Source organism: Agromyces sp. LHK192, from assembly GCF_004006235.1.
Classification (GTDB): Bacteria; Actinomycetota; Actinomycetes; order Actinomycetales; family Microbacteriaceae; genus Agromyces.
The window spans coordinates 2050755-2069655 of the sequence record NZ_CP034753.1 but is presented as its reverse complement, the minus strand read 5'-3'; the positions used below and the strand labels follow the sequence as shown (position 1 = coordinate 2069655).

Genomic DNA, 18901 nt, shown 5'->3' with positions numbered 1-18901 from the left:
CGCCATCAGTCGTACCTGGCCTCGGCCTGCCATCCCTCGGCATCGCGCACGAGCAACCACGCGCAACCGTCGGCATCGACCACCTGGAACCGGTGCACCCGGCGAGCGTGGTCGGCGTCCCACCACCGCTCCACCACGGGCCACGGCCCAGCCCACGCCTGCACGGACCTGGGCGGTTCCCCGCCGCCCGGGGCGAAGGCCGCCGGCTCGGCCGTGACCGAGCCGCGGTCGTCGATCGCGACCGATGCGCCCGACGCATCGACCAGCACCACCCGCGGCCGTTCCCGGAAGACGCTCGCGGGCGCGAGCGCCGGCAGGCTCCCCGGCCAGGGCGCCGCGACGAGGTCGGGGGCCCGGTCGCCCCAGGGCACCAGCACCTGACGGTCGGTCAGCAGCCGCCCGCCGCCGACGGCGGGCGTGACGACCGCGTCATGGCCCAGCATGCTCTGCACGCGGGTCAGGCCGTGGTGCACCCGCTCATCGGGGCCGCCGCCCCACAGTCCCTCCTCGTGGTTCCCGGTCGAGTCGACGCGCTCGGGAACCACCCGAACGCGCACGATGGGGGAGGCCAGCCCAGCCGCGGCATCCCCGGCACCCTGCAACTGCCACCGGACGCGGTCGACCACGTCGGCCGCGGTGAACCAGCGCGGATGCAGCCACTCCCGGGACACGTGCCCTCCGCGCTCGTCGTCGAGATCGACCCGGATCGCCGTGCAGACCAACCGCACGGCCCGCATCCGGTCGATGAACTCCTCGGCCCGCACCCGGAACGCGAAGGCGAGCTGGTCGACGCGGTCCAACGGGGGCTCGAACTCCTGCTCCACGGCGAACTCGGGCGGGGGCGTTCGGGCCGCGACCCGGGTCGCCTCACGGCCCGACGCGAGGTCGTGCGCGAAGGCACCGGCCGCACCGAACCGACGCCGCACGTCGGCCTCGGGCAGCGCCGCGAACTCGCCCAGGGTCGCGACCCCGAGCCGCTTGAGCAACGTGGCCGTGCGGGGGTCGACCGCCAGGCGCACGGGCAGCGGCGCCAGGAACTCCGCGGATGCCCCCGCCGCCACGACGCCCACCGGCGAGGTGCGCGTCGCACGCGCGGCCTGCTCCGCGGCGAACGGACCGTCGGCGACCCCGATCCTGGCCAGGGGGACCCCCGCGGACGCCGCGGTCCGGAGCAGCGCCTCCGCGGCCGCGTGCTCGCCGCCGTAGTACCGCACCGGGCCGCGGGCCCGCATCGCCAGCGTGCCCGGCCGGATGAGCTGCAGACCCGGCACCGTCTCCTCGATCCGACGCACCACGGGTTCGAACGCCCGCGCATCGAGCGCCGCGTCGTACGGCAGGACGACGAGGTGCGGACAGCGCAGCTGCGCCTCGCGCAGGCGGATGCCGCGCACCACGCCCTCGCCCCTGGCCGCCGCCGAGCAGGCGTACACGAGTCCGCCGGAGGTGAGCGCGACCGGCGCGGATGCCTCGACCCCCGCCTCCTCGGCCGCGGCGAACACCGGCCAGTCGGGGCACCAGAGCACGATCGTGCGGACCGGACCGGTCATCCGGCCCGCCGGAGATCGATGCGACGGACCTCGCCGAGCGGCTCCGCACCCGGAGCATCCGGGCGGACCGCGGCATCCGCCGCCGCGGCGACGTCGATCGAGGGCGCGGCGGCGATCACCGGGATCTCCGCGGCGGACGCGACGGAGAGGCCGAGCGATCGGTCGGGCAGCATGAGACGGGAAGCCGCGGCCCGCCCGTGCCCGCGCCCGGCCGTGCGGACGACGAGTTCGCGCTCGGCCAGCGCGCCGTGGCCGCGCTCGATCCCGCTCCATGCGGAATCACCGACCTCGAGCACGGTGTCGGCCCCCGGCCACACGCCGTCGCTGACCAGGACCGTGCCGCGCTGGCGCAGCCGGGCCTGGAACCGGGATGCCTCGGCCGGCGAGATGCGGCCGGCCGGCCGGACCGCGACGACGGGGATCACGTCGGCGAGGGCCGCGGCGACCGTGAGCCACTGCCGCCCCGGCTCGGGGACGAGCACGAGCCGCTCCAGGTCGATGCCCAGGCCCGCCGCCGCCTCGGCGCCGAACTCGGGGATGCCGCTGACCGCGACCCAGCGCCCCGCGGCCGACGGGCCGGCGAGCAGGGCCATGACGAGGCTCGTCGATCCGGATGCCTGCACCACGGTGCCCTCGCGCAGCACACCGCCCGGCAGCACCCCGGCCAGCGCCGGATGGGTCGGCACCGCCCGGGTGTCGAGACGGGTCGCCTCCATGCCGCGGATCCGCGCCTGCAGCTCGCCGACCCGGTCGGACCGGGCGTCGGGGGAGTGCGGGGCGGGGAGCGTCACCGATCCAGTTTCGAACATACATTCGAACACGGCAAGTCCGTCAGGCCGATCGTCCGTCTTGTCCGAACCGTTCGGAAGTCCGGAATTCAGGAGATCGGCGCCGGATCAGGACCGGATCGGGGATCGCGTCCTGACGAGCCTCCCAATTCCTGAATCGGGCACTTCGGCCGACCGGCGGCCCCGGGAAACACGAAAGGCCCGGATCTTCCGATCCGGGCCTTTCGACACATCGTGCGCGAGGGGGGACTTGAACCCCCACGCCCTATACGGGCACTAGCACCTCAAGCTAGCGCGTCTGCCAATTCCGCCACCCGCGCGTGTGTCCGGCTGCTGATCTCTCAGCGGCCGTAGAAGAGATTAGCACGGTTCCGAGGGTGCTCTTGACCACCCCGACCCCTGAGCCCGGCCGGGGAGCACTGCGGTTACCGTGGAGGCATGGCCGAGGCATCCCAGACCCCAGAATCGACCGAGCTGGAGGCGACCGCGGCGATCGCACGCGACCTCATCCGCTTCGACACGAGCAACTACGGCGAGGGCCGGTCGAACGGCGAACGCGAGGCGGCCGAGTACGTCGAGGCCCACCTGCGCGAGCTCGGACTCGAGCCGCGGCTGTTCGAATCCGAGCCGGGCAGGGCGAGCGTCGTCGCCCGTGTGCCGGGCCGGAACCCCGGGAAGCCCGCGCTCGTCCTGCACGGCCACCTCGACGTCGTGCCGGCCGACCCGCGCAACTGGAGCGTCGACCCGTTCGCCGGCGAGATCCGCGACGGCATGCTGTGGGGCCGCGGTGCGGTCGACATGAAGGACATGGACGCCATGATGCTCACGGCGCTCGGCGACATCCTGGGGGAGGGGCGGCTGCCCGAGCGCGAGATCGTGGTCGCGTACTTCGCCGACGAGGAGGCGGGCGGCTCGTACGGTGCGAGCTGGCTGGTCGACCACCACCCCGAGCTCTTCGCCGGCGCGACCGAGGCGATCAGCGAGGTCGGCGGGTACTCCATCACGGTCGGGGGCAGGCGCGCATACCTGCTGCAGACCGGCGAGAAGACCCTGCTCTGGATCCGCCTCGTGGCGCACGGCCGCGCCGCGCACGGCTCGCGGCTCATCCGCGACAACGCGATCACGAAGCTCGCCGCGGCCGTCGCCCGCCTCGGCGAGACCGAATGGCCCGTCCGGCTGACCGACACGACCGAGGAACTGCTCGGCGAGATCGCGAACGTGCTCGGCGTCGACCTGGCCGAGACCTCGCCCGACGAACTCGCCCTCGCGACCGGATCGGCGTCCGGGTTCATCACCGCCACGCTCCGCACGACGACGAACCCGACCGGGCTCACCGCGGGGTACAAGCACAACGTGATCCCCGACCGCGCCGAGGCGCTCATCGACATCCGCACGCTGCCGGGCGAGGAGGACGCCGTGCTCGCCGAGGTGCGCCGCATCATCGGCGACGACATCGACATCGAGGTCGTGCACCGCGACGTCGGCCTCGAGTCGCCGACGTCGGGCGCGCTCGTCGACGCCGTGCGGCGCACGCTGGGCGCGCACGACCCCGAGGCTCCCGTGTTCCCCTACCTGCTCTCCGGGGGCACCGACAACAAGTCGCTGAGCCGCCTCGGGATCCGCGGGTACGGCTTCGCGCCGCTCCGACTGCCCGACCACCTCGACTTCCCCGCCATGTTCCACGGCGTCGACGAGCGGGTACCGCTCGACGCACTATTCTTCGGAAGGCAGGTCCTGCGCGACCTGCTGCTCGACTACTGAGCTCCTCGACTCCACCGGTCCGCATCACGCGGCCCCCGACGCCCTCCGCCCGCGCGGAGACGGAAGGCGGAACCCGACCGTGATCGAAGCCCTCATCCTCGGCCTCGTCCAGGGACTCACCGAGTTCCTCCCGATCTCGTCGAGTGCGCACCTGCGCATCCTCGGCGAGTTCCTGCCCGGCGCGCAGGACCCGGGGGCCGCGTTCACCGCGATCACCCAGCTCGGCACCGAGACGGCGGTCGTGGTCTTCTTCTGGCGCGACATCGTGCGGATCGTCTCGCACTGGTTCGGGTCGTTCACCGGCCGCGTGCCCCGCAACGACCCCGACGCCCGGATGGGATGGCTCATCATCGTCGGCTCGATCCCGATCGTGGTGCTCGGCATCCTCTTCCAGGACGAGATCGAGACGACGTTCCGATCACTGTGGATCGTCGCGACGATGCTCATCGTCTTCGGCGTCATCCTCGGCCTGGCGGACTGGGCCGGGGCGAAGCGACGCAAGCTCGACCAGCTCACCGTCGGCCACGGCGTCGTGTTCGGGTTCGCGCAGGCGTTGGCCCTGATCCCCGGGGTGTCGCGCTCGGGCGGCACGATCACCGCGGGACTGCTGCTCGGCTACGAGCGGGCCGCGGCGGCCCGGTATGCGTTCCTGCTCGCGATCCCCGCCGTGTTCGGTTCCGGGTTCTACCAGCTGTTCAAGAGCTGGGGCGAGCCGAGCGCGTACACCCTGCTCGAGACGGGTGCCGCGACGGTCGTCGCGTTCGTCGTCGCCATCCTCGTGATCGCGTTCTTCATGAACTGGATCTCGAAGCACAGCTTCCTGCCGTTCGTGATCTACCGGATCGCGCTCGGCGGACTCGTGATGTGGCTGCTCGCCGCCGGGATCATCCAGCCGTAGGCGGGCGCCAGGGCTCGTCGCCGCCCCGACTGTCGCCGCGGCCGTCGGCCCGGCCGTCACCGCGACGGCGGAGGTAGCGCTCGAACTCCTTGGCGATCGCCTCGCCGCTCGCCTCAGGGGCGTCCGCCGCGTCGCGCGCCTGCTCGAGCTGCGCGATGTACCCGGCCATCTCCTCGTCGTCGGAGGCGAGGGCGTCGACCCCGGCCTCCCACGCCTGCGCCTCCGTCTCGAGCGAGCCGCGGGGGATCGACAGGCCCGTGAACTCCTCGAGCTTGGCCAGCAGGGCGAGCACCGCCTTCGGCGACGGCGCGTTGTGCACGTAGTGCGGCACCGACGCCCACAGCGACACCGTCGGGATGCCGACGCGTTCGGCCTGGTCGGCGATCACGCTGAGGATGCCCACCGGCCCCTCGTACGAGGAACGCTCGACCCCGAGCGAGTCGCGCACCTCGGCGTTGTCGCTCGACGCGAAGACCGCGAGCGGGCGCGTGTGCGGGGCATCCGCGAGCATCGCCCCGAGCAGCACGATCGCATCGACGTCGGCGGTGAGGGCCGCGTCGACGAGCTCGGCCGCGAAGCTCTTCCAGCTGCGGGCGGGCTCGGCGCCGAGGATGACGTGCAGGGAGTCGGCGCCGGGGCCGGTCACCCGGTCGGGGCCGTCCGGCGGGATCTCGCCCGGCCCGAGCAGCGCCGCGCCGGGCCATTCGAGCTGCCTGACGCCGTCGTCTCCGACGACGACGTTCGGCCGGTTGAACTGGTAGTCGTAGTAGAGCTCCGGGTCGACGGCCGCGATCTCGACCAGGCCGAGCCGGTCGACCAGCAGGCGGGCCGCGCCCGAGGCCGCCTCGCCGGCGTCGTTCCAGCCCTCGAAGGCGACGACGAGGAGCCTTCCGCTCCCGAACCCGGTCGGATGCTGCACTGACGCCTGCTTCCCGCCCCGGGGCATCCGGGGCCACATCCCCACAATAGGCCGTGGCCGTAGACTTGCCGGTTGTGACCACACGCCTTCCCGCCGCCGTCCTGTGGGACATGGACGGCACCATCGTCGACACCGAGCCGTACTGGATGGCCGCCGAGATCCGGCTGTTCGCCTCGTTCGGCCTCGAATGGACCCACGAGGACGCGGAGCAGGTGGTCGGCATGGGCTTGTGGGAGTCGGCCGAGCTGTTCCGCCGGCACGGCGTCGACCTCGAGCCCGACGAGATCGTGTACGGGCTGACCGAACAGGTGCGCGAGCAGCTCCGGACCGACGGCGTGCCGTGGCGGCCGGGGGCCCGCGAGCTCCTCCAGGAGCTGCGCGAGGCATCCGTGCCGACGGCGCTCGTGACGATGTCGGTGCGTTCGATGGCCGAGGACGTCGTGCGCGCGATCCCGTTCGAGGCCTTCGACGTGATCGTCGCCGGCGACGAGGTCTCCGAGCCGAAGCCGCATCCGGAGCCGTACCTGCTCGCGGCGCAGCGCCTCGGCGTCGACATCGCCGACTGCGTCGCGATCGAGGACTCGCCGACGGGCATCACCTCCGCGCACGCGTCGGGCGCCGTGGCGCTCGGCATCCCGAACCTCCTCGACCTCCGCGGCACCGCGCACCATCACCTCTGGGACACCCTCGCGGGCCGCACTCCTGTGGATCTCGGCGAGCTCCTCGTCGAGCTGCGGGCCGAACGGTCGGACGCGCACGACCACGACGGAACCGCGGACGACCGCGGCCATGACGACGGAAAGGCTTCAGCATGAGCGGCGGCAGGGGAGAGCGCAGCGGCCCGTTCCGCACCGGCGACCGGGTGCAGTTGACCGGGCCGAAGGGCCGCATGCACACGATCACGCTCGAGCCGGGAAAGCTGTTCCACTCGCACAAGGGCCCGATCGCGCACGACGACCTCATCGGCCTGCCCGACGGGTCCGTCGTGCGCAACCAGGTGGGGATCGAGTACCTCGCGCTGCGGCCGCTGCTCAGCGACTTCGTGATGTCGATGCCGCGCGGTGCCGCGATCGTCTACCCGAAGGACGCCGCGCAGATCCTCGCGCAGGCCGACGTGTTCCCGGGCTCGGTCGTCGTCGAGGCGGGTGTCGGCTCGGGCGCCCTGTCGCTCTGGCTGCTCCGTGCGATCGGCCCGTCGGGCCGCCTGTACTCGTTCGAACGCCGCGAGGAGTTCGCCGACGTCGCCCGCGGCAACGTCGGGACCTTCCACGGGCGGGTGCCCGAGAACTGGTCGATCACCCTCGGCGACCTCGCCGACACGCTGCCCGAGACCGTAGAGGACGGCAGCGTCGACCGGGTCGTGCTCGACATGCTCGCCCCGTGGGAGGTGCTCCCGGCCGTCACCGACTCGCTCAAGCCCGGCGGCGTGGTGCTCTGCTACGTCGCGACCGCGACCCAGCTCTCGCGGGTGGCCGAGGCGATCCGCGCGACGGGGTCGTACACCGAGCCGGTCGCCAACGAGACGATGGTGCGCGGATGGCACGTTCAGGGACTCGCCGTCCGCCCCGACCACCGCATGATCGCGCACACCGGGTTCCTGCTCACGGCCCGCCGCCTCGCGCCGGACACCGTGCTTCCGGAGCTCAAGCGGCGCCCGTCGAAGTCCGACTTCAGCGACGAGGACGTCGAGGCGTGGACGCCGGGCGCGCTCGGCGAGCGCTCCGTGAGCGACAAGAGCCTGCGCAAGCGGGTCCGCGCGGCCGGGAACTCGGCCGCGCTCGCGCGCGACGAGCCGGGCGCCGCGACCGGTTCGACGCCGTCTGAGCCCGACGGCGAAGCCGGGTAGGCTTTCAAGGCCCGTTCCGCGTCCACCCCAACCTGACGCCCACCCCATGAAACGAGGATCCGTGCGTTCGTCTCTCGCGCTCGTCGCCACCGCTGGTCTCGTCGCCGTCGCGCTCACCGGCTGCGCCACGGCGCCGGCGCCCGAGGCCGCTCCCGGCAACACGTCCTCGGCGGTCCAGGTCTCGGGCGATTTCGGCGAGCCGCCCCGCGTCGAGTTCCCGTCCCCGGTGAACCCGGAGGAGACGCAGTGCTCGGTCGTGATCGAAGGCGACGGCCGACCCGTCGTCGCCGGTTCCCCGCTGCTCGTGGCCGCGACGTTGTTCGACCCCGAGTCGGGCGAGGAGGTGCAGGCGGTCGGCTACGACGAGCCGGTCCTGCTCACGGTCGGCGACAGCACCCTCGCCGGATTCCGCAAGGGGCTCACCTGTGCGAACGAGGGTTCGCGCGTGGTCGTCGCGGTGCCCCCGGCGGACGCGCTCAACCCGCAGACGGGCGCGGAGCCCGAGACCGGAATCGTCGCGGTGTTCGATGTCCTCCGGGTGTTCCCGGCCCGCGCCGAGGGCTCGGCGACGCTGACCCGCGACGGCTTCCCGGCCGTCGTGCTGGCGCCCGACGGGCGCCCCGGCATCACCGTGCCGACCCAGGACCCCTTCGGGCAGACCGAGGTCGAGACGCTGCGCCAGGGTTCCGGCCAGGTCGTCGAGTCCGGCGACGAGGTGCTCGTGCAGTACACGGGCGTCCTGTGGGACGGCGGCGAGGTGTTCGACTCCTCGTGGGAGAACGGCGCACCCGCCCGTTTCGTCGTGAGCGACGGCGAGGGCTCCCAGGTCATCCCCGGCTTCTCGAAGGCGATCATCGGCCAGCAGGTCGGCTCCCAGGTCGGCGTCGTCGTCGCGCCGGAGGACGGCTACGGGGAACAGGGCAGCAACGCCATCCCCGGCGACGCCACGCTGTTCTTCGTGATCGACATCCTGGGCGTCCTCTGAGCCGCTCCGGCACGCGCCCGGACCGTCCGGCTCGCACTAGGATCGCACCTGTGAACGCAGCCGCGGGGGAGCAGCCGGAGCGCCGGTCGAAGGCGATTCCCGCCGTGGACCGCCAGTTCAGCCTGGTGCTCGCACTGGTCGCGACGGAGACCGGGCTGCTGAAGAGCGAGATCCTCTCGACGGTGCGCGGCTACGCCGAGAAGTACGTCGACGGCGGCCCGAACGACAACCTCGAGCGGCAGTTCGAGCGCGACAAGGACGCGCTTCGCGAGCGCGGCATCCCGCTCGAGACGATCGAGTCGCCCGATCGGCCCGGCGACAACCAGTCGCTGCGGTACCGCATCCCGAAGCGCCGGTACGAGCTGCCCGAGTCGGTGCGCTTCACACCCGACGAACTGGCCCTGCTCGGGCTCGCGGCGGAGGTCTGGCGCGAGGCATCCCTCTCCGTCGATTCGCAGCGGGCGCTGACCAAGCTGCGCGGTCTCGGCGTCGAGCCGCGTGATCCGGTCATCGGGTACGCGCCGCGCCTGCGGGTCCGTGACGCGGCGTTCGAACCGCTGCGGCGTGCGCTCGATCGTCGGCAGGCGGTGCGGTTCAGCTATGTGCGGCCCGGTTCCACGAACGCTCGCGAGCGCACGCTCGAACCCTGGGCGGTCGTGAACCACGAGGGCCGCTGGCACGTGCACGGCTACGACCGCGACATGGATGCTCCGCGCACGTTCCTGCTGTCTCGCATCACCGGCGAGGTCTCGACGGTTGCCGGCGCCGCACGCTCCACCCCTCCGGAGGGCGTCCAGGATGCGATCCTCTCCGAGCTCGAGGGGCTTCGGCAGGCGAACGCCGCCGACCTGGCCGTGCGTGCGGGCAGCGACGCCGAGATCCGGCTCGGTCGTCGCGCGGTGCTGCGCGACGACGAGTCGGGCGTGATCCGCCTCCACTACACGGATGCCGCGGTGTTCGCCGACGAACTGGCGAGCTACGGTCCCGAGGTCAGGGTGCTCGGTCCGTCCGACCTGATCGCGGCGGTCCGCGACCGGCTCTCGCAGGTGGCGGCCGCGCACGCGGCCCCGCAGGCGAAACGGGCGACGCAGGGTGACGGCGCGACGCAGGCCGACGGGGTCTCGCGGGCCGACGACCTCTCGCGGCCCGACCGAGGGGAGGGCTGATGGCCGCGCCGAAGGGGCCGAAGGCTCCCGACCAGCTCGTCTTCCTGCTCGCGCTCGTGCCGTACCTGCTCGAGCAGCGCGTGGTCGATGTCGCGACCGCGTCGGCGCACTTCGGCGTCGCCGATGCGGAGGTGCGCGATGCGGTCCGCCTGATCGCGACGTCCGGCCTGCCGGGGTCGACCGGCACCTACCAGCCCAACGACCTCTTCGACATCGATTGGGATTCGTTCGAGGACGACGACGTGATCGTCATCGTGCACCACGTCGCGATCGAGGACGCGCCGCGCCTGTCCGCTCGCGAGGCCGCGGCGCTGATCGCCGGCCTCCAGTACCTGTCGGCGACGCCCGAGAACGCCGGACGGGCGCAGCTCGATTCGCTGCTCGCGAAGCTGACCGCCGGTGCATCCGCGACGCCCACGGGCCTCGCCGTCGCGCCGTCCGAGTCGGATGCCGCGCTCGAACTCGCCCGGGCCGCGGTGGCCGAGGGCCGGCAGCTCGAGTTCGCGTACCGCAATGCGCTCGGTGAGCAGAGCCGGCGCCGGGTCGACCCGATCCGGATCGCCTCGCTGGGCGCCGACTGGTACCTCCAGGCCTACGACCACCTCCGCGAAGACCTTCGCAACTTCCGCATCGACCGCATGGGCGACCTGGTCGTGACCGACGAGCCCGTCGGCGACCATGGCGACCGCACGCTGTCCGACACGTTGTTCCACGGCTCCGAGTCGGACCGCGAGGTCGTGGTCGACGTCGCCCCCGAGGCGTTGCCGCTCATCGCCGACTACCTCGCCGACGCCGTGGAGGAACGGGTGGGCGACCGGCTCCGGGTGACTCTACGGGTCGCGCACTTCCATGGGTTGAAGCGCCTGGTGGCGGGCCTTCCGGGACTCGTCACCGTCGTCGCGCCCGATGAGGCACGCGCGGTCGTCGCGGCCTGGGCCGAGGCGGGCCGTTCCGCGTACGACGGCTGAGATCCACCGCAAACCGTCGGCCGTGACTGTTTCGTTGCCCGAGATGGAGGCTACGGCAACCCGCTCGGGCTACACTGGGCGGACACGCCCATCGAGCATTGGACGAACACCCATGTGGCAAGGCTTCACCGGATGGCACGCGCTGATCATCCTCGTGGTCATCCTCCTGCTGTTCGGCGCGCCGAAGCTGCCCGCACTCGCGCGGAGCCTCGGCCAGTCGATGAAGATCCTGAAGAGCGAGGTGCGCTCCGACGGCGACAAGGGGGAGCCCGGCGACGACGCCGACGGCACCGCTGCGACGCCGGCGAAGGGCGGCACGACCGTCGCCTCCGAGGAGAAGCCCAAGTCGGTCGGCACCGACCACGGCTCCACCAGCTGACCCGTGACCGCCGTGAAGCCGCGCGGCGAGAAGAACCGCGAGAAGCGGATGTCGCTCGCCGCGCACCTGATCGAGTTGCGCAAGCGGCTCTTCATCTCCGCAGCGGCGCTCGTCGTCGGCATGGTGGCCGGCTGGATCCTCAACGAACTGTGGGTCTGGGACGCGATCCAGGAGCCGGTGAGCAAGGTCGCCGAGGCCAGGGCCGGTGATGGCGCGACCTCGCTGAACTTCCCGACGCTCGCGAGCGCATTCGACCTGAAGCTCCAGATCGCGTTCACCCTCGGCATCGTGATCTCGGCGCCGGTGTGGCTCTACCAGATCTTCGCGTTCCTCGTGCCCGGCCTGAACACGCGCGAGCGCCGCTACACGCTGTGGTTCTTCGCGAGCGCCATCCCGCTGTTCTTCGCGGGGTGCGCGGTCGCCTGGTTCGTGCTGCCGAACATCGTGAAGATCCTCACCAGCTTCGTGCCCGAGGGATCGACCTCTCTGCTGCAGGCCCGCGAGTACATCGACTTCGTGCTGAAGCTCGTGGTCGCGATCGGCATCGCCTTCGTCGTGCCGGTGTTCATCGTGCTGCTGAACTTCATGGGCGTGCTCAGTGCCGCGTCGATCATCAGGTCCTGGCGGGTCGCGGTGCTGGTCATCGTGCTGTTCACGGCGTTCGCGACGCCCTCGGCCGACGTCGTGTCGATGTTCCTGCTCGCGGTCCCCATGATCGGGTTGTACTTCGCCGCCTGGGGCATTGCGAACGTACACGACCGGAGGGTCGCCAAACGTCAGCGCGAGGAGTTCGGCGAAGCGTTCGCCTGATCGGCATCCGCGCGCCGCGGCATCCCACCCGGCCGAGGCAGCCCACCCCACCGCTTCGGCTCCTCCGACCGTCTCGGCTGTCTAGGCTGGGAGCATGAGCCTCAGCCCCGCGGAACGCTACGCGTTGAGCCGCCAGCAACGTCGGCAGCCGAGGCTCGGGGAGTTCGCCGCAGAGCAGCGGTTCGACCTCGACCCGTTCCAGCGCGCCGCGTGCGCGGCGCTCGACGAGGGCCGCAGCGTGCTCGTCGCCGCGCCGACCGGCGCCGGCAAGACGATCGTCGCCGAGTTCGCGGTGTACCTCGCGATGCAGTCGACGGACGCGAAGGTGTTCTACACGACGCCCATCAAGGCCCTGTCGAACCAGAAGTTCCAGGAGCTCGGCGACCGGTGGGGAGCCGATCAGGTGGGCCTGCTCACCGGTGACACGAACGTCAACTCGAACGCGCGCATCGTCGTCATGACGACCGAGGTGCTGCGCAACATGCTGTACGCCGACTCGCCGCTGCTCGATCGGCTCGCGTTCGTCGTGATGGACGAGGTGCACTACCTCGCCGACCGGTTCCGCGGTGCCGTCTGGGAGGAGGTCATCATCCACCTGCCGGAGGACGTCCGCCTCGTCTCCCTGAGCGCGACGGTCTCCAATGCCGAGGAGTTCGGCGACTGGCTCCAGACCGTCCGCGGCGACACCGACGTGATCGTCTCCGAGGAGCGGCCGGTACCCCTCGAACAGCACGTGCTCGTCCGGCAGAAGCTGATCGACCTGTTCGACTCGAGCGGGCAGGCCGCGACCCACCGGGTGAACCCCGAACTCAAGCAGCTCGCGCGCGCACGCGGGCGTTCCATCGACAGCCGCTCGCAGCGCGGCCGTCGCGGCGGCGACCGCGGACGGTTCCACCGGCCCGACCAGGGTGCGCGCATGGACCGCCCCGAGGCGATCGCGATGCTGCAGGCGAAGCACCTGCTGCCGGCGATCGTGTTCATCTTCTCGCGCGCGGGTTGCGACCAGGCGGTGCGGCAGGTGCTGCGCAGCGGCATCCGATTGACGGATGCCTCCGAGCGCGAGCAGATCCGGCAGATCGTCGAGGGCCGTGCGCGGCAGCTCCGCGACGAGGACCTCGCGGTGCTCGGGTACTGGGAGTGGCTCGAGGGGCTCGAGCGCGGTGTCGCCGCGCATCACGCCGGGATGCTGCCGGTGTTCAAGGAGATCGTCGAGGAGCTCTTCCAGGAGAAGCTGCTCAAGGTCGTGTTCGCGACGGAAACGCTCGCGCTCGGCGTCAACATGCCGGCCCGTTCGGTGGTGCTCGAGAAGCTCGAGAAGTTCAACGGCGAGGCCCGCGTGCCGATCACCCCGGGGGAGTACACGCAGCTCACCGGTCGTGCCGGCCGCCGAGGCATCGACATCGAGGGGCACTCGGTGATCCACTGGGTCGACGGACTCGACCCCGAAGCCGTCGCCTCGCTCGCCTCGCGGCGCAGCTACCCGCTCAACTCGAGCTTCAAGCCCACGTACAACATGGCCGTGAACCTGATCGAGCAGTTCGGGCGCGAACGCACCCGACAGGTGCTCGAACTCTCGTTCGCGCAGTTCCAGGCGGACCGGGCGGTCGTCGACCTCGCACGCACCCTGCGCAAGCAGGAGGAGTCGATGGCCGGCTACGAGCAGGCGATGCGCTGCCACCTCGGCGACTTCGCGGAGTATTCGGGGCTCCGCCGCCGGATCGGCGAGCTCGAACGCCAGGGCTCCAAGGGCAACCCGACCCATGCGCAGCGCGAGCGGATGCAGCGCGAGCTGAACGCCGTGCGCAAGCAGATGCGTTCGCACCCCTGCCATGGCTGCGCAGAGCGCGAGGCGCACAGCCGGTGGGCCGAGCGCTGGTGGCGGCTGAAGAAGGAGCACGACCAGCTGCAGGGGCAGATCCGCAGCCGGACCGGACAGGTCGCGAAGCGGTTCGACCGGGTGACCGACGTCCTGCAGCGGCTCGGCTACCTTGAACCGGCCGGGGGCGGCGAGCTCGTCTCGACCGCGGCCGGCCGCATCCTGAAGCGCATCTACGGCGAACGCGACCTCCTCGTGGCCGAGTGCCTGCGCCGGGGACACTGGGAGGGGCTCGACGCGGCGAACCTCGCGGCGATGGCCGCGACTCTCGTGTACGAGCCGCGTCGGGACGACCGCGGCGTCGAGTACCGACTTCCGCGGGGCATCTTCCGCAGCGCGCTCGAACGCACGACGGATGCCTGGGCCGAGCTCGACGACCTCGAACGCGACCACCGGCTACCCGGCAGCGAGGTGCCGTCACCGGCGCTCGCCAACGCGATGTGGTCGTGGGCGCGCGGCGTGGGCCTCGGCACCGTGCTGGAGGACACCGATCTCGCCGCCGGCGACTTCGTCCGGCTCACGAAGCAGGTGATCGACCTGCTCGACCAGGTGTCGATCGTCGCGGATGCCGAACTCGGCACGGCGGCCCGTGCGGCGATCGACGGAGTGCGGCGCGGTGTCGTGGTCGACGGCACGGTCGGTTGAGCGGCCGGATCCTCGGGCTCGCCTAGGCTGAACAGCGTGCCCGAGACCCCCCGCCCGATCCTGCCGTGGTGGGCTGGCCTGCCGGTCGCCGTGCTCGCCGGATTCGTCTTCGATCTCGCGTTCCCCGGCGTCGGCGCCTGGCCGCTGGCGTTCGTCGGCATCGCACTGGCGCTCATCGTGCAGGTCGGCCGGTCCGCCTGGGGCGCCCTGCTGGTGGGATTCGTGTTCGGGGCGACGTTCTACCTCCTGCACGTCGAGTGGACGAGTCGGTATCTCGGCCCCGTCCCGTGGCTCGCACTGTCGCTGCTCGAGGCGCTCTTCGTCGCCGTCGGCGGCCTGGCCGTCACGCTGGCCTACCGGTGGCTGCCTCGCGCCTGGCCAGGCACGTGGGCGCGGCTGATCGCGCTGCCCGCGCTGATCGCGGGATTGTGGACCGCCCGGGAGATCGCGGTCGGAACCTTCCCGTACGGCGGGTTCCCCTGGGCGCGCGCGGCGCAGAGCCAGTCGGCCAGCCCGTTCGCCGAGACCGTCTCGTGGGTCGGCCAGCTCGGCCTGTCCTTCGTGATGGTCTTCATCGTCGCCGCGGTGATCGAGTGGGCGCGGCTGCGCCGGTGGCGCGACGTCCGCACGGCCCTGCCCGCCGCGATCGTCGTGGTGATCGCGGTGCTCGTCCCGGCGTGGGCGACGACGCCCGTCGGCGAACTCCGGGTGGCGAGCGTGCAGGGCAACGGTCCGGCCGGCTACTTCGACGAGCGCGAGCGCGGCGACGTGCTCGCATCGCAGGTCGAGGCGACCGCGCCGATCCTCGACGAGGAGGGGATCGACGTCCTGCTCTGGCCGGAGGGATCGGTCGACATCGACCCGACGCGGGACGCCGCGACCGCCCGCGTGCTCGACCGGATCGCCGGTCGCCTCGACGGCGCTCCGCTCGTCGTCAACACCGTCACGGTCGAGGGCGACTCCGAGGAGGACCTGGAGTTCTTCAACACGTCTTTGCTCTGGGAGGAGGGCGAGGGCGCCGTGGATCGGTATTCGAAGCGGCATCCCGTGCCGTTCGGCGAGTACATCCCCGACCGGGACTTCTACATGCTCTTCGCCCCCGACCTCATCTCGCTGGTGCAGCGCGGGTACTCGCCCGGCACCCAACCGCCCGTGTTCGACCTCGGCGACGCGGTCGCCGGCCTCGCGATCTGCTTCGACGTCATCTACGACGACGTCATCTGGGAGGGCGCGCGCGACGGGGCCGAGCTCTATCTCCTGCAGACGAACAACGCGGACTTCCGGGGGACGGATGAGAACCTGCAGCAACTGGCGATCGCGCGCCTGCGCGCGATCGAGACCGGGCGCTCGGTGGTGAACATCTCGACCGTCGGCACGAGCCAGGTGATGCTCGCCGACGGGCGCACGATCGATGCACTGCCGGCCGACGAGGCGGGTGCGATGGTGACGGATGTCCCGCTGCGCCAGGGTCTCACCCCCGCCGTGGTCATGGGGGAGTGGCTGCCGGGTTCGATCGCGGTGCTGTCCGTCGCGGCACTCATCGCCGCTGGCATCATCGCTCGCGTCGCGCGCAGGGCGGGCCGACGCTGGGCACAGGAAACGCCGGCCCGGGGGGATGGGCCGGCGTTCGACTGAAACGTCAGGTGGAGCGGGTCAGGACGCGGTCTTCTGGGCCTGGCCGCGACGGGCGCGGAGCCACTGGAGCCGCTCCTCGAGGAGCTCCTCGAGCTCGGGGATGGTGCGGCGCTCGAGCAGCATGTCCCAGTGGGTACGTGCGACCTTCTCGCCCGAGCGGTCGACCTCGACCGGCTTCTGGTCGACGAGCAGGGTCGCGTTGTGACCGCAGAAGCGGCACTCCCACGTGTCGGGGATCTCGGCCTCGGTCGAGAAGATCATGACCGTCTCGCGTGCGCAGTCCTCGCAACGGTAGGTGTACTGCGCGCGGTCGGCGAACACCACTCCGTCCTCGCTCTGCAGGCTCTGTGCCCCGATGCGCATTCCACGAAGGCTTCGATCTGCCATTGGCTGCTCCTCTCGATCGTCTACAGGTATAAACGATCAAGCTGAGGGATTCCTTTCCGCAGCCTTCGGATTTGCCGGGGAATTCTCAGGTTCGCTCGCGGACGACCTCGACGGCGAGGTCGCACCGATCGGTGACGAGTCCGTCGACGCCCTTCGCCAGGAGGCGGCGCATCTCGTCGGGTTCGTTCACCGTCCAGACGTGCACCTCGGCGCCCGCTGCGTGCACGCCCGCGAGGAATCGGTCGGTCACGAGCGGGATCGGGCCCACCCGCTCGGGAACCTGCAGCGCGGATGCCCCGGCAAGCGCGCGTCGGAGCATCTGGGTGCTGCCGATGATCGAGGCGAGCCAGGCCCGGATCACGGCGGTTCGTCCGCCCGAGGTGACCGCTTCCGGCACCGCCGCACCGAGTCGGCGCCTGCGTCGATCGTCGAAGCTCGTCAGCAGGACCCGATGGCCCGCACCCGTTCGGCGCACCACCTCGATCACGGCATCCACGGCCCCATCGTCCTTCACGTCGATGTTGAACCGGACTTCTGGGAACGCGACCAGTGCCTCCTCGAGGGTCGGGAAGCCGGATCCGCCGCCCAGGTCGATCGCGCGGAGTTCGGCGAGCGTGAGAGCGGACACCTCCGTCTTCCGGCCGGCCACGCGTTCGAGGGTCGGGTCGTGGGCGAGCACCGGCACACCGTCGTTGGATCGCCGTACGTCGGTCTCGAGGTACGAGGCGCCGACCGCGATCGCCGCGGCGAACGCGGCGATCGTGTTCTCCGGTGCGTCGAGCGCGAGTCCGCGATGCGCGAGGACACGCGGGCGCGCTGGAGTGAGGTAGGTCGATGCCACGGGCGTCAGCTGACGGAACCTGGTCGTTCCCTGCCGGCGACGTCGCCCTGCGCGGCCCCGGGTGCTCCGCCCGGGGTGAACGCCCTGCCGATGCCCTTCAGCGCCTCGGTCAGCTCGCTCGGGACGATCCACAGCTTGTTCGCGGGTCCCTGCGCGAGCTCGGGCAGCGTCTGGAGGTACTGGTAGGCCAGCAGCTTCGGGTCGGGGTCACCCTCGTGGATCGCCCGGAACACCGTCTGGATCGCCTCGGCCTCGCCCTGCGCGCGCAGCACCGCGGCCTTGGCGTCACCCTCGGCGCGGAGGATCTCGGCCTGCCTGAGACCCTCGGCCTCGAGGATCGCCGACTGCTTCGTGCCCTCCGCGGTGAGGATGGCCGCGCGGCGGTCGCGCTCGGCGCGCATCTGCTTCTCCATCGAGTCCTGGATGGAGATGGGCGGGTCGATCGCCTTGAGTTCGACCCGGGAGACTCGGATGCCCCACTTGCCCGTCGCCTCGTCGAGCACGATGCGCAACTGTCCGTTGATGTTGTCGCGGCTCGTCAGCGCCTCCTCGAGGTTGAGGCCGCCGACCACGTTGCGCAGCGTGGTCGTCGTGAGCTGCTCGACGGCGCCGAGGTAGTTCGCGATCTCGTAGGTCGCCGCGCGCGCGTCGGTGACCTGGAAGTACACGACGGTGTCGATCGACACGACGAGGTTGTCCTCGGTGATCACGGGCTGCGGCGGGAACGACACGACCTGTTCGCGCATGTCCACGAGCGGACGCAACCGGTCGATGAAGGGCACGAGCAGGTTCAGGCCCGGCACGAGCGTCTTGTGGTACCGGCCGAGCCGCTCCACCACGCCCGAGTACGCCTGCGGGATGATCCTGATCGACCGTGCGATGACGACGATCACGAAGATGACGATCGCGACGACCACGACCACCGCGATGATGCTGGAGATCTCCATTACTGCGGGGTGCTCCTCTCCACTGGCACGACGACCGCCGTCGCGCCATCGATGCCGGTCACGAGGACCCGTTCGCCGACGGCCACGTCGGCCTGTTCGGTGATCGGCGACAACCTCGCGGTCCACGTGTCGCCGTTCTGCAGCTTGACCTGCCCGCCGACGCCCGTCACGGTGCGCACGACCGTGCCGTCCGCGCCGATGAGCGCGTCGATGTTGCTCCGCGCGGGATCGCCGCCTCGTCTCAGCGTCCGCAGCAGCGGCGGTCTCAACAGCAGGATCAGCGCGACCGCGACGACCGCCGCGATGATGAACTGCGCGTACCACGGGATGCCGAAGAGCCCCGAGACGAGACCCGCGACACTGCCCAGCGCGAGCATGAGGAACGTCAGCTCGAGCGTGAACACCTCGATCGTCGCGAACACGAGGATCAGGACCAGCCAGATGATCCACGCGTACTGGGTCAGCACATCCATTTGGTCTCCTTCGAACGCGCCCCCTTCCGA

Annotated in this window: 18 protein-coding genes and 1 tRNA gene; 11 read left to right on the top strand and 8 right to left on the bottom strand. The window is 71.3% G+C overall.

From position 1 onward, the window contains the following. Positions 1-5: 5 nt before the first annotated feature. The 3 genes from ELQ40_RS09280 to ELQ40_RS09270 all read right to left on the bottom strand — a co-directional run bounded on the left by ELQ40_RS09280 (position 6) and on the right by ELQ40_RS09270 (position 2655). On the bottom strand, positions 6-1547 hold the full coding sequence (locus ELQ40_RS09280; RefSeq protein WP_127793434.1) for a DNA polymerase Y family protein: 1542 nt from the start codon (positions 1545-1547) through the stop codon (positions 6-8). Further along, the gene (locus ELQ40_RS09275; RefSeq protein WP_127793433.1) at positions 1544-2338 is read right to left on the bottom strand and encodes a hypothetical protein; all 795 of its coding nucleotides are present in this window, start codon (positions 2336-2338) and stop codon (positions 1544-1546) included. Before ELQ40_RS09275 ends, ELQ40_RS09280 begins: the two co-directional genes overlap by 4 nt. Positions 2339-2570: 232 nt before the next feature. Next, positions 2571-2655: transfer RNA gene (locus ELQ40_RS09270), tRNA-Leu, on the bottom strand. Positions 2656-2773: 118 nt separating this feature from the next. Between ELQ40_RS09270 and ELQ40_RS09265 the strand changes: the two genes are divergently transcribed. Both ELQ40_RS09265 and ELQ40_RS09260 read left to right on the top strand, forming a co-directional pair. After that, on the top strand, positions 2774-4096 hold the full coding sequence (locus tag ELQ40_RS09265; protein WP_127793432.1) for a M20/M25/M40 family metallo-hydrolase: 1323 nt from the start codon (positions 2774-2776) through the stop codon (positions 4094-4096). A 79-nt stretch (positions 4097-4175) separates the two neighbouring features. Continuing rightward, on the top strand, positions 4176-4994 hold the full coding sequence (locus tag ELQ40_RS09260; RefSeq protein ID WP_127793431.1) for an undecaprenyl-diphosphate phosphatase: 819 nt from the start codon (positions 4176-4178) through the stop codon (positions 4992-4994). On the opposite strand, the gene ELQ40_RS09255 is transcribed toward ELQ40_RS09260, so the two are convergent. Then, complete coding sequence (locus tag ELQ40_RS09255; protein ID WP_127793430.1) at positions 4981-5940, bottom strand: PAC2 family protein; 960 nt, start codon at positions 5938-5940, stop codon at positions 4981-4983. The two genes, ELQ40_RS09260 and ELQ40_RS09255, sit on opposite strands and share 14 nt — an antisense overlap. A 47-nt stretch (positions 5941-5987) precedes the next feature. On the opposite strand from ELQ40_RS09255, the gene ELQ40_RS09250 reads away from it, so the two are divergent. From ELQ40_RS09250 to lnt, 9 genes are all read left to right on the top strand, one after another. Further along, complete coding sequence (locus ELQ40_RS09250) at positions 5988-6728, top strand: HAD family phosphatase (protein WP_240665713.1); 741 nt, start codon at positions 5988-5990, stop codon at positions 6726-6728. Next, positions 6725-7759 (top strand): tRNA (adenine-N1)-methyltransferase, encoded by a 1035-nt coding sequence (locus ELQ40_RS09245; protein WP_127793429.1) that lies wholly within the window; start codon positions 6725-6727, stop codon positions 7757-7759. The genes ELQ40_RS09250 and ELQ40_RS09245 overlap by 4 nt, the downstream gene beginning before the upstream one ends. Positions 7760-7820: 61 nt before the next feature. Next, positions 7821-8744, top strand: coding sequence for an FKBP-type peptidyl-prolyl cis-trans isomerase (locus tag ELQ40_RS09240; RefSeq protein WP_164863521.1), 924 nt, complete (start codon positions 7821-7823; stop codon positions 8742-8744). 50 nt (positions 8745-8794) lie between these two features. After that, positions 8795-9910 (top strand): YafY family protein, encoded by a 1116-nt coding sequence (locus tag ELQ40_RS09235; RefSeq protein WP_240665711.1) that lies wholly within the window; start codon positions 8795-8797, stop codon positions 9908-9910. Then, on the top strand, positions 9910-10878 hold the full coding sequence (locus ELQ40_RS09230) for a YafY family protein (protein WP_127793427.1): 969 nt from the start codon (positions 9910-9912) through the stop codon (positions 10876-10878). The genes ELQ40_RS09235 and ELQ40_RS09230 overlap by 1 nt, the downstream gene beginning before the upstream one ends. Positions 10879-10990: 112 nt before the next feature. Further along, positions 10991-11257 (top strand): twin-arginine translocase TatA/TatE family subunit, encoded by a 267-nt coding sequence (gene tatA / locus ELQ40_RS09225; RefSeq protein ID WP_127793426.1) that lies wholly within the window; start codon positions 10991-10993, stop codon positions 11255-11257. A gap of 48 nt (positions 11258-11305) precedes the next feature. Continuing rightward, a complete protein-coding gene (gene tatC, locus ELQ40_RS09220) occupies positions 11306-12067 on the top strand; it encodes a twin-arginine translocase subunit TatC (protein ID WP_127795226.1) in 762 nt (253 codons plus the stop codon). Positions 12068-12161: 94 nt separating this feature from the next. Then, on the top strand, positions 12162-14588 hold the full coding sequence (locus tag ELQ40_RS09215; RefSeq protein ID WP_127793425.1) for an RNA helicase: 2427 nt from the start codon (positions 12162-12164) through the stop codon (positions 14586-14588). A gap of 36 nt (positions 14589-14624) precedes the next feature. Beyond that, a complete protein-coding gene (lnt, locus tag ELQ40_RS09210) occupies positions 14625-16223 on the top strand; it encodes an apolipoprotein N-acyltransferase (RefSeq protein WP_127793424.1) in 1599 nt (532 codons plus the stop codon). An 18-nt stretch (positions 16224-16241) separates the two neighbouring features. Here the strand turns inward: lnt and ELQ40_RS09205 are convergent, their stop codons facing one another. From ELQ40_RS09205 to ELQ40_RS09190, 4 genes are all read right to left on the bottom strand, one after another. Beyond that, a complete protein-coding gene (locus ELQ40_RS09205; RefSeq protein WP_127793423.1) occupies positions 16242-16610 on the bottom strand; it encodes an RNA polymerase-binding protein RbpA in 369 nt (122 codons plus the stop codon). Between the two features lie 85 nt (positions 16611-16695). Further along, entirely contained in the window at positions 16696-17451 is a 756-nt protein-coding gene (locus ELQ40_RS09200) for a glycerophosphodiester phosphodiesterase (protein WP_127793422.1), read from the bottom strand. Between the two features lie 5 nt (positions 17452-17456). Beyond that, on the bottom strand, positions 17457-18398 hold the full coding sequence (locus tag ELQ40_RS09195; protein ID WP_127793421.1) for an SPFH domain-containing protein: 942 nt from the start codon (positions 18396-18398) through the stop codon (positions 17457-17459). Beyond that, positions 18398-18871: an NfeD family protein gene (locus ELQ40_RS09190; RefSeq protein WP_127793420.1), complete on the bottom strand. Its 474-nt coding sequence runs from the start codon at positions 18869-18871 to the stop codon at positions 18398-18400. Before ELQ40_RS09190 ends, ELQ40_RS09195 begins: the two co-directional genes overlap by 1 nt. Between the last annotated feature and the right edge of the window lie 30 nt (positions 18872-18901).

Coding starts and splice junctions, on each gene's coding strand:
- tatA (WP_127793426.1), top strand. CDS start 10,991: ATGTGGCAAGGCTTCACCGGATGGCACGCGCTGATCATCCTCGTGGTC.
- ELQ40_RS09255 (WP_127793430.1), bottom strand. CDS start 5,940: ATGCCCCGGGGCGGGAAGCAGGCGTCAGTGCAGCATCCGACCGGGTTC.
- ELQ40_RS09205 (WP_127793423.1), bottom strand. CDS start 16,610: ATGGCAGATCGAAGCCTTCGTGGAATGCGCATCGGGGCACAGAGCCTG.
- ELQ40_RS09190 (WP_127793420.1), bottom strand. CDS start 18,871: ATGGATGTGCTGACCCAGTACGCGTGGATCATCTGGCTGGTCCTGATC.
- ELQ40_RS09215 (WP_127793425.1), top strand. CDS start 12,162: ATGAGCCTCAGCCCCGCGGAACGCTACGCGTTGAGCCGCCAGCAACGT.
- ELQ40_RS09230 (WP_127793427.1), top strand. CDS start 9,910: ATGGCCGCGCCGAAGGGGCCGAAGGCTCCCGACCAGCTCGTCTTCCTG.
- ELQ40_RS09265 (WP_127793432.1), top strand. CDS start 2,774: ATGGCCGAGGCATCCCAGACCCCAGAATCGACCGAGCTGGAGGCGACC.
- ELQ40_RS09195 (WP_127793421.1), bottom strand. CDS start 18,398: ATGGAGATCTCCAGCATCATCGCGGTGGTCGTGGTCGTCGCGATCGTC.
- ELQ40_RS09280 (WP_127793434.1), bottom strand. CDS start 1,547: ATGACCGGTCCGGTCCGCACGATCGTGCTCTGGTGCCCCGACTGGCCG.
- ELQ40_RS09245 (WP_127793429.1), top strand. CDS start 6,725: ATGAGCGGCGGCAGGGGAGAGCGCAGCGGCCCGTTCCGCACCGGCGAC.
- tatC (WP_127795226.1), top strand. CDS start 11,306: ATGTCGCTCGCCGCGCACCTGATCGAGTTGCGCAAGCGGCTCTTCATC.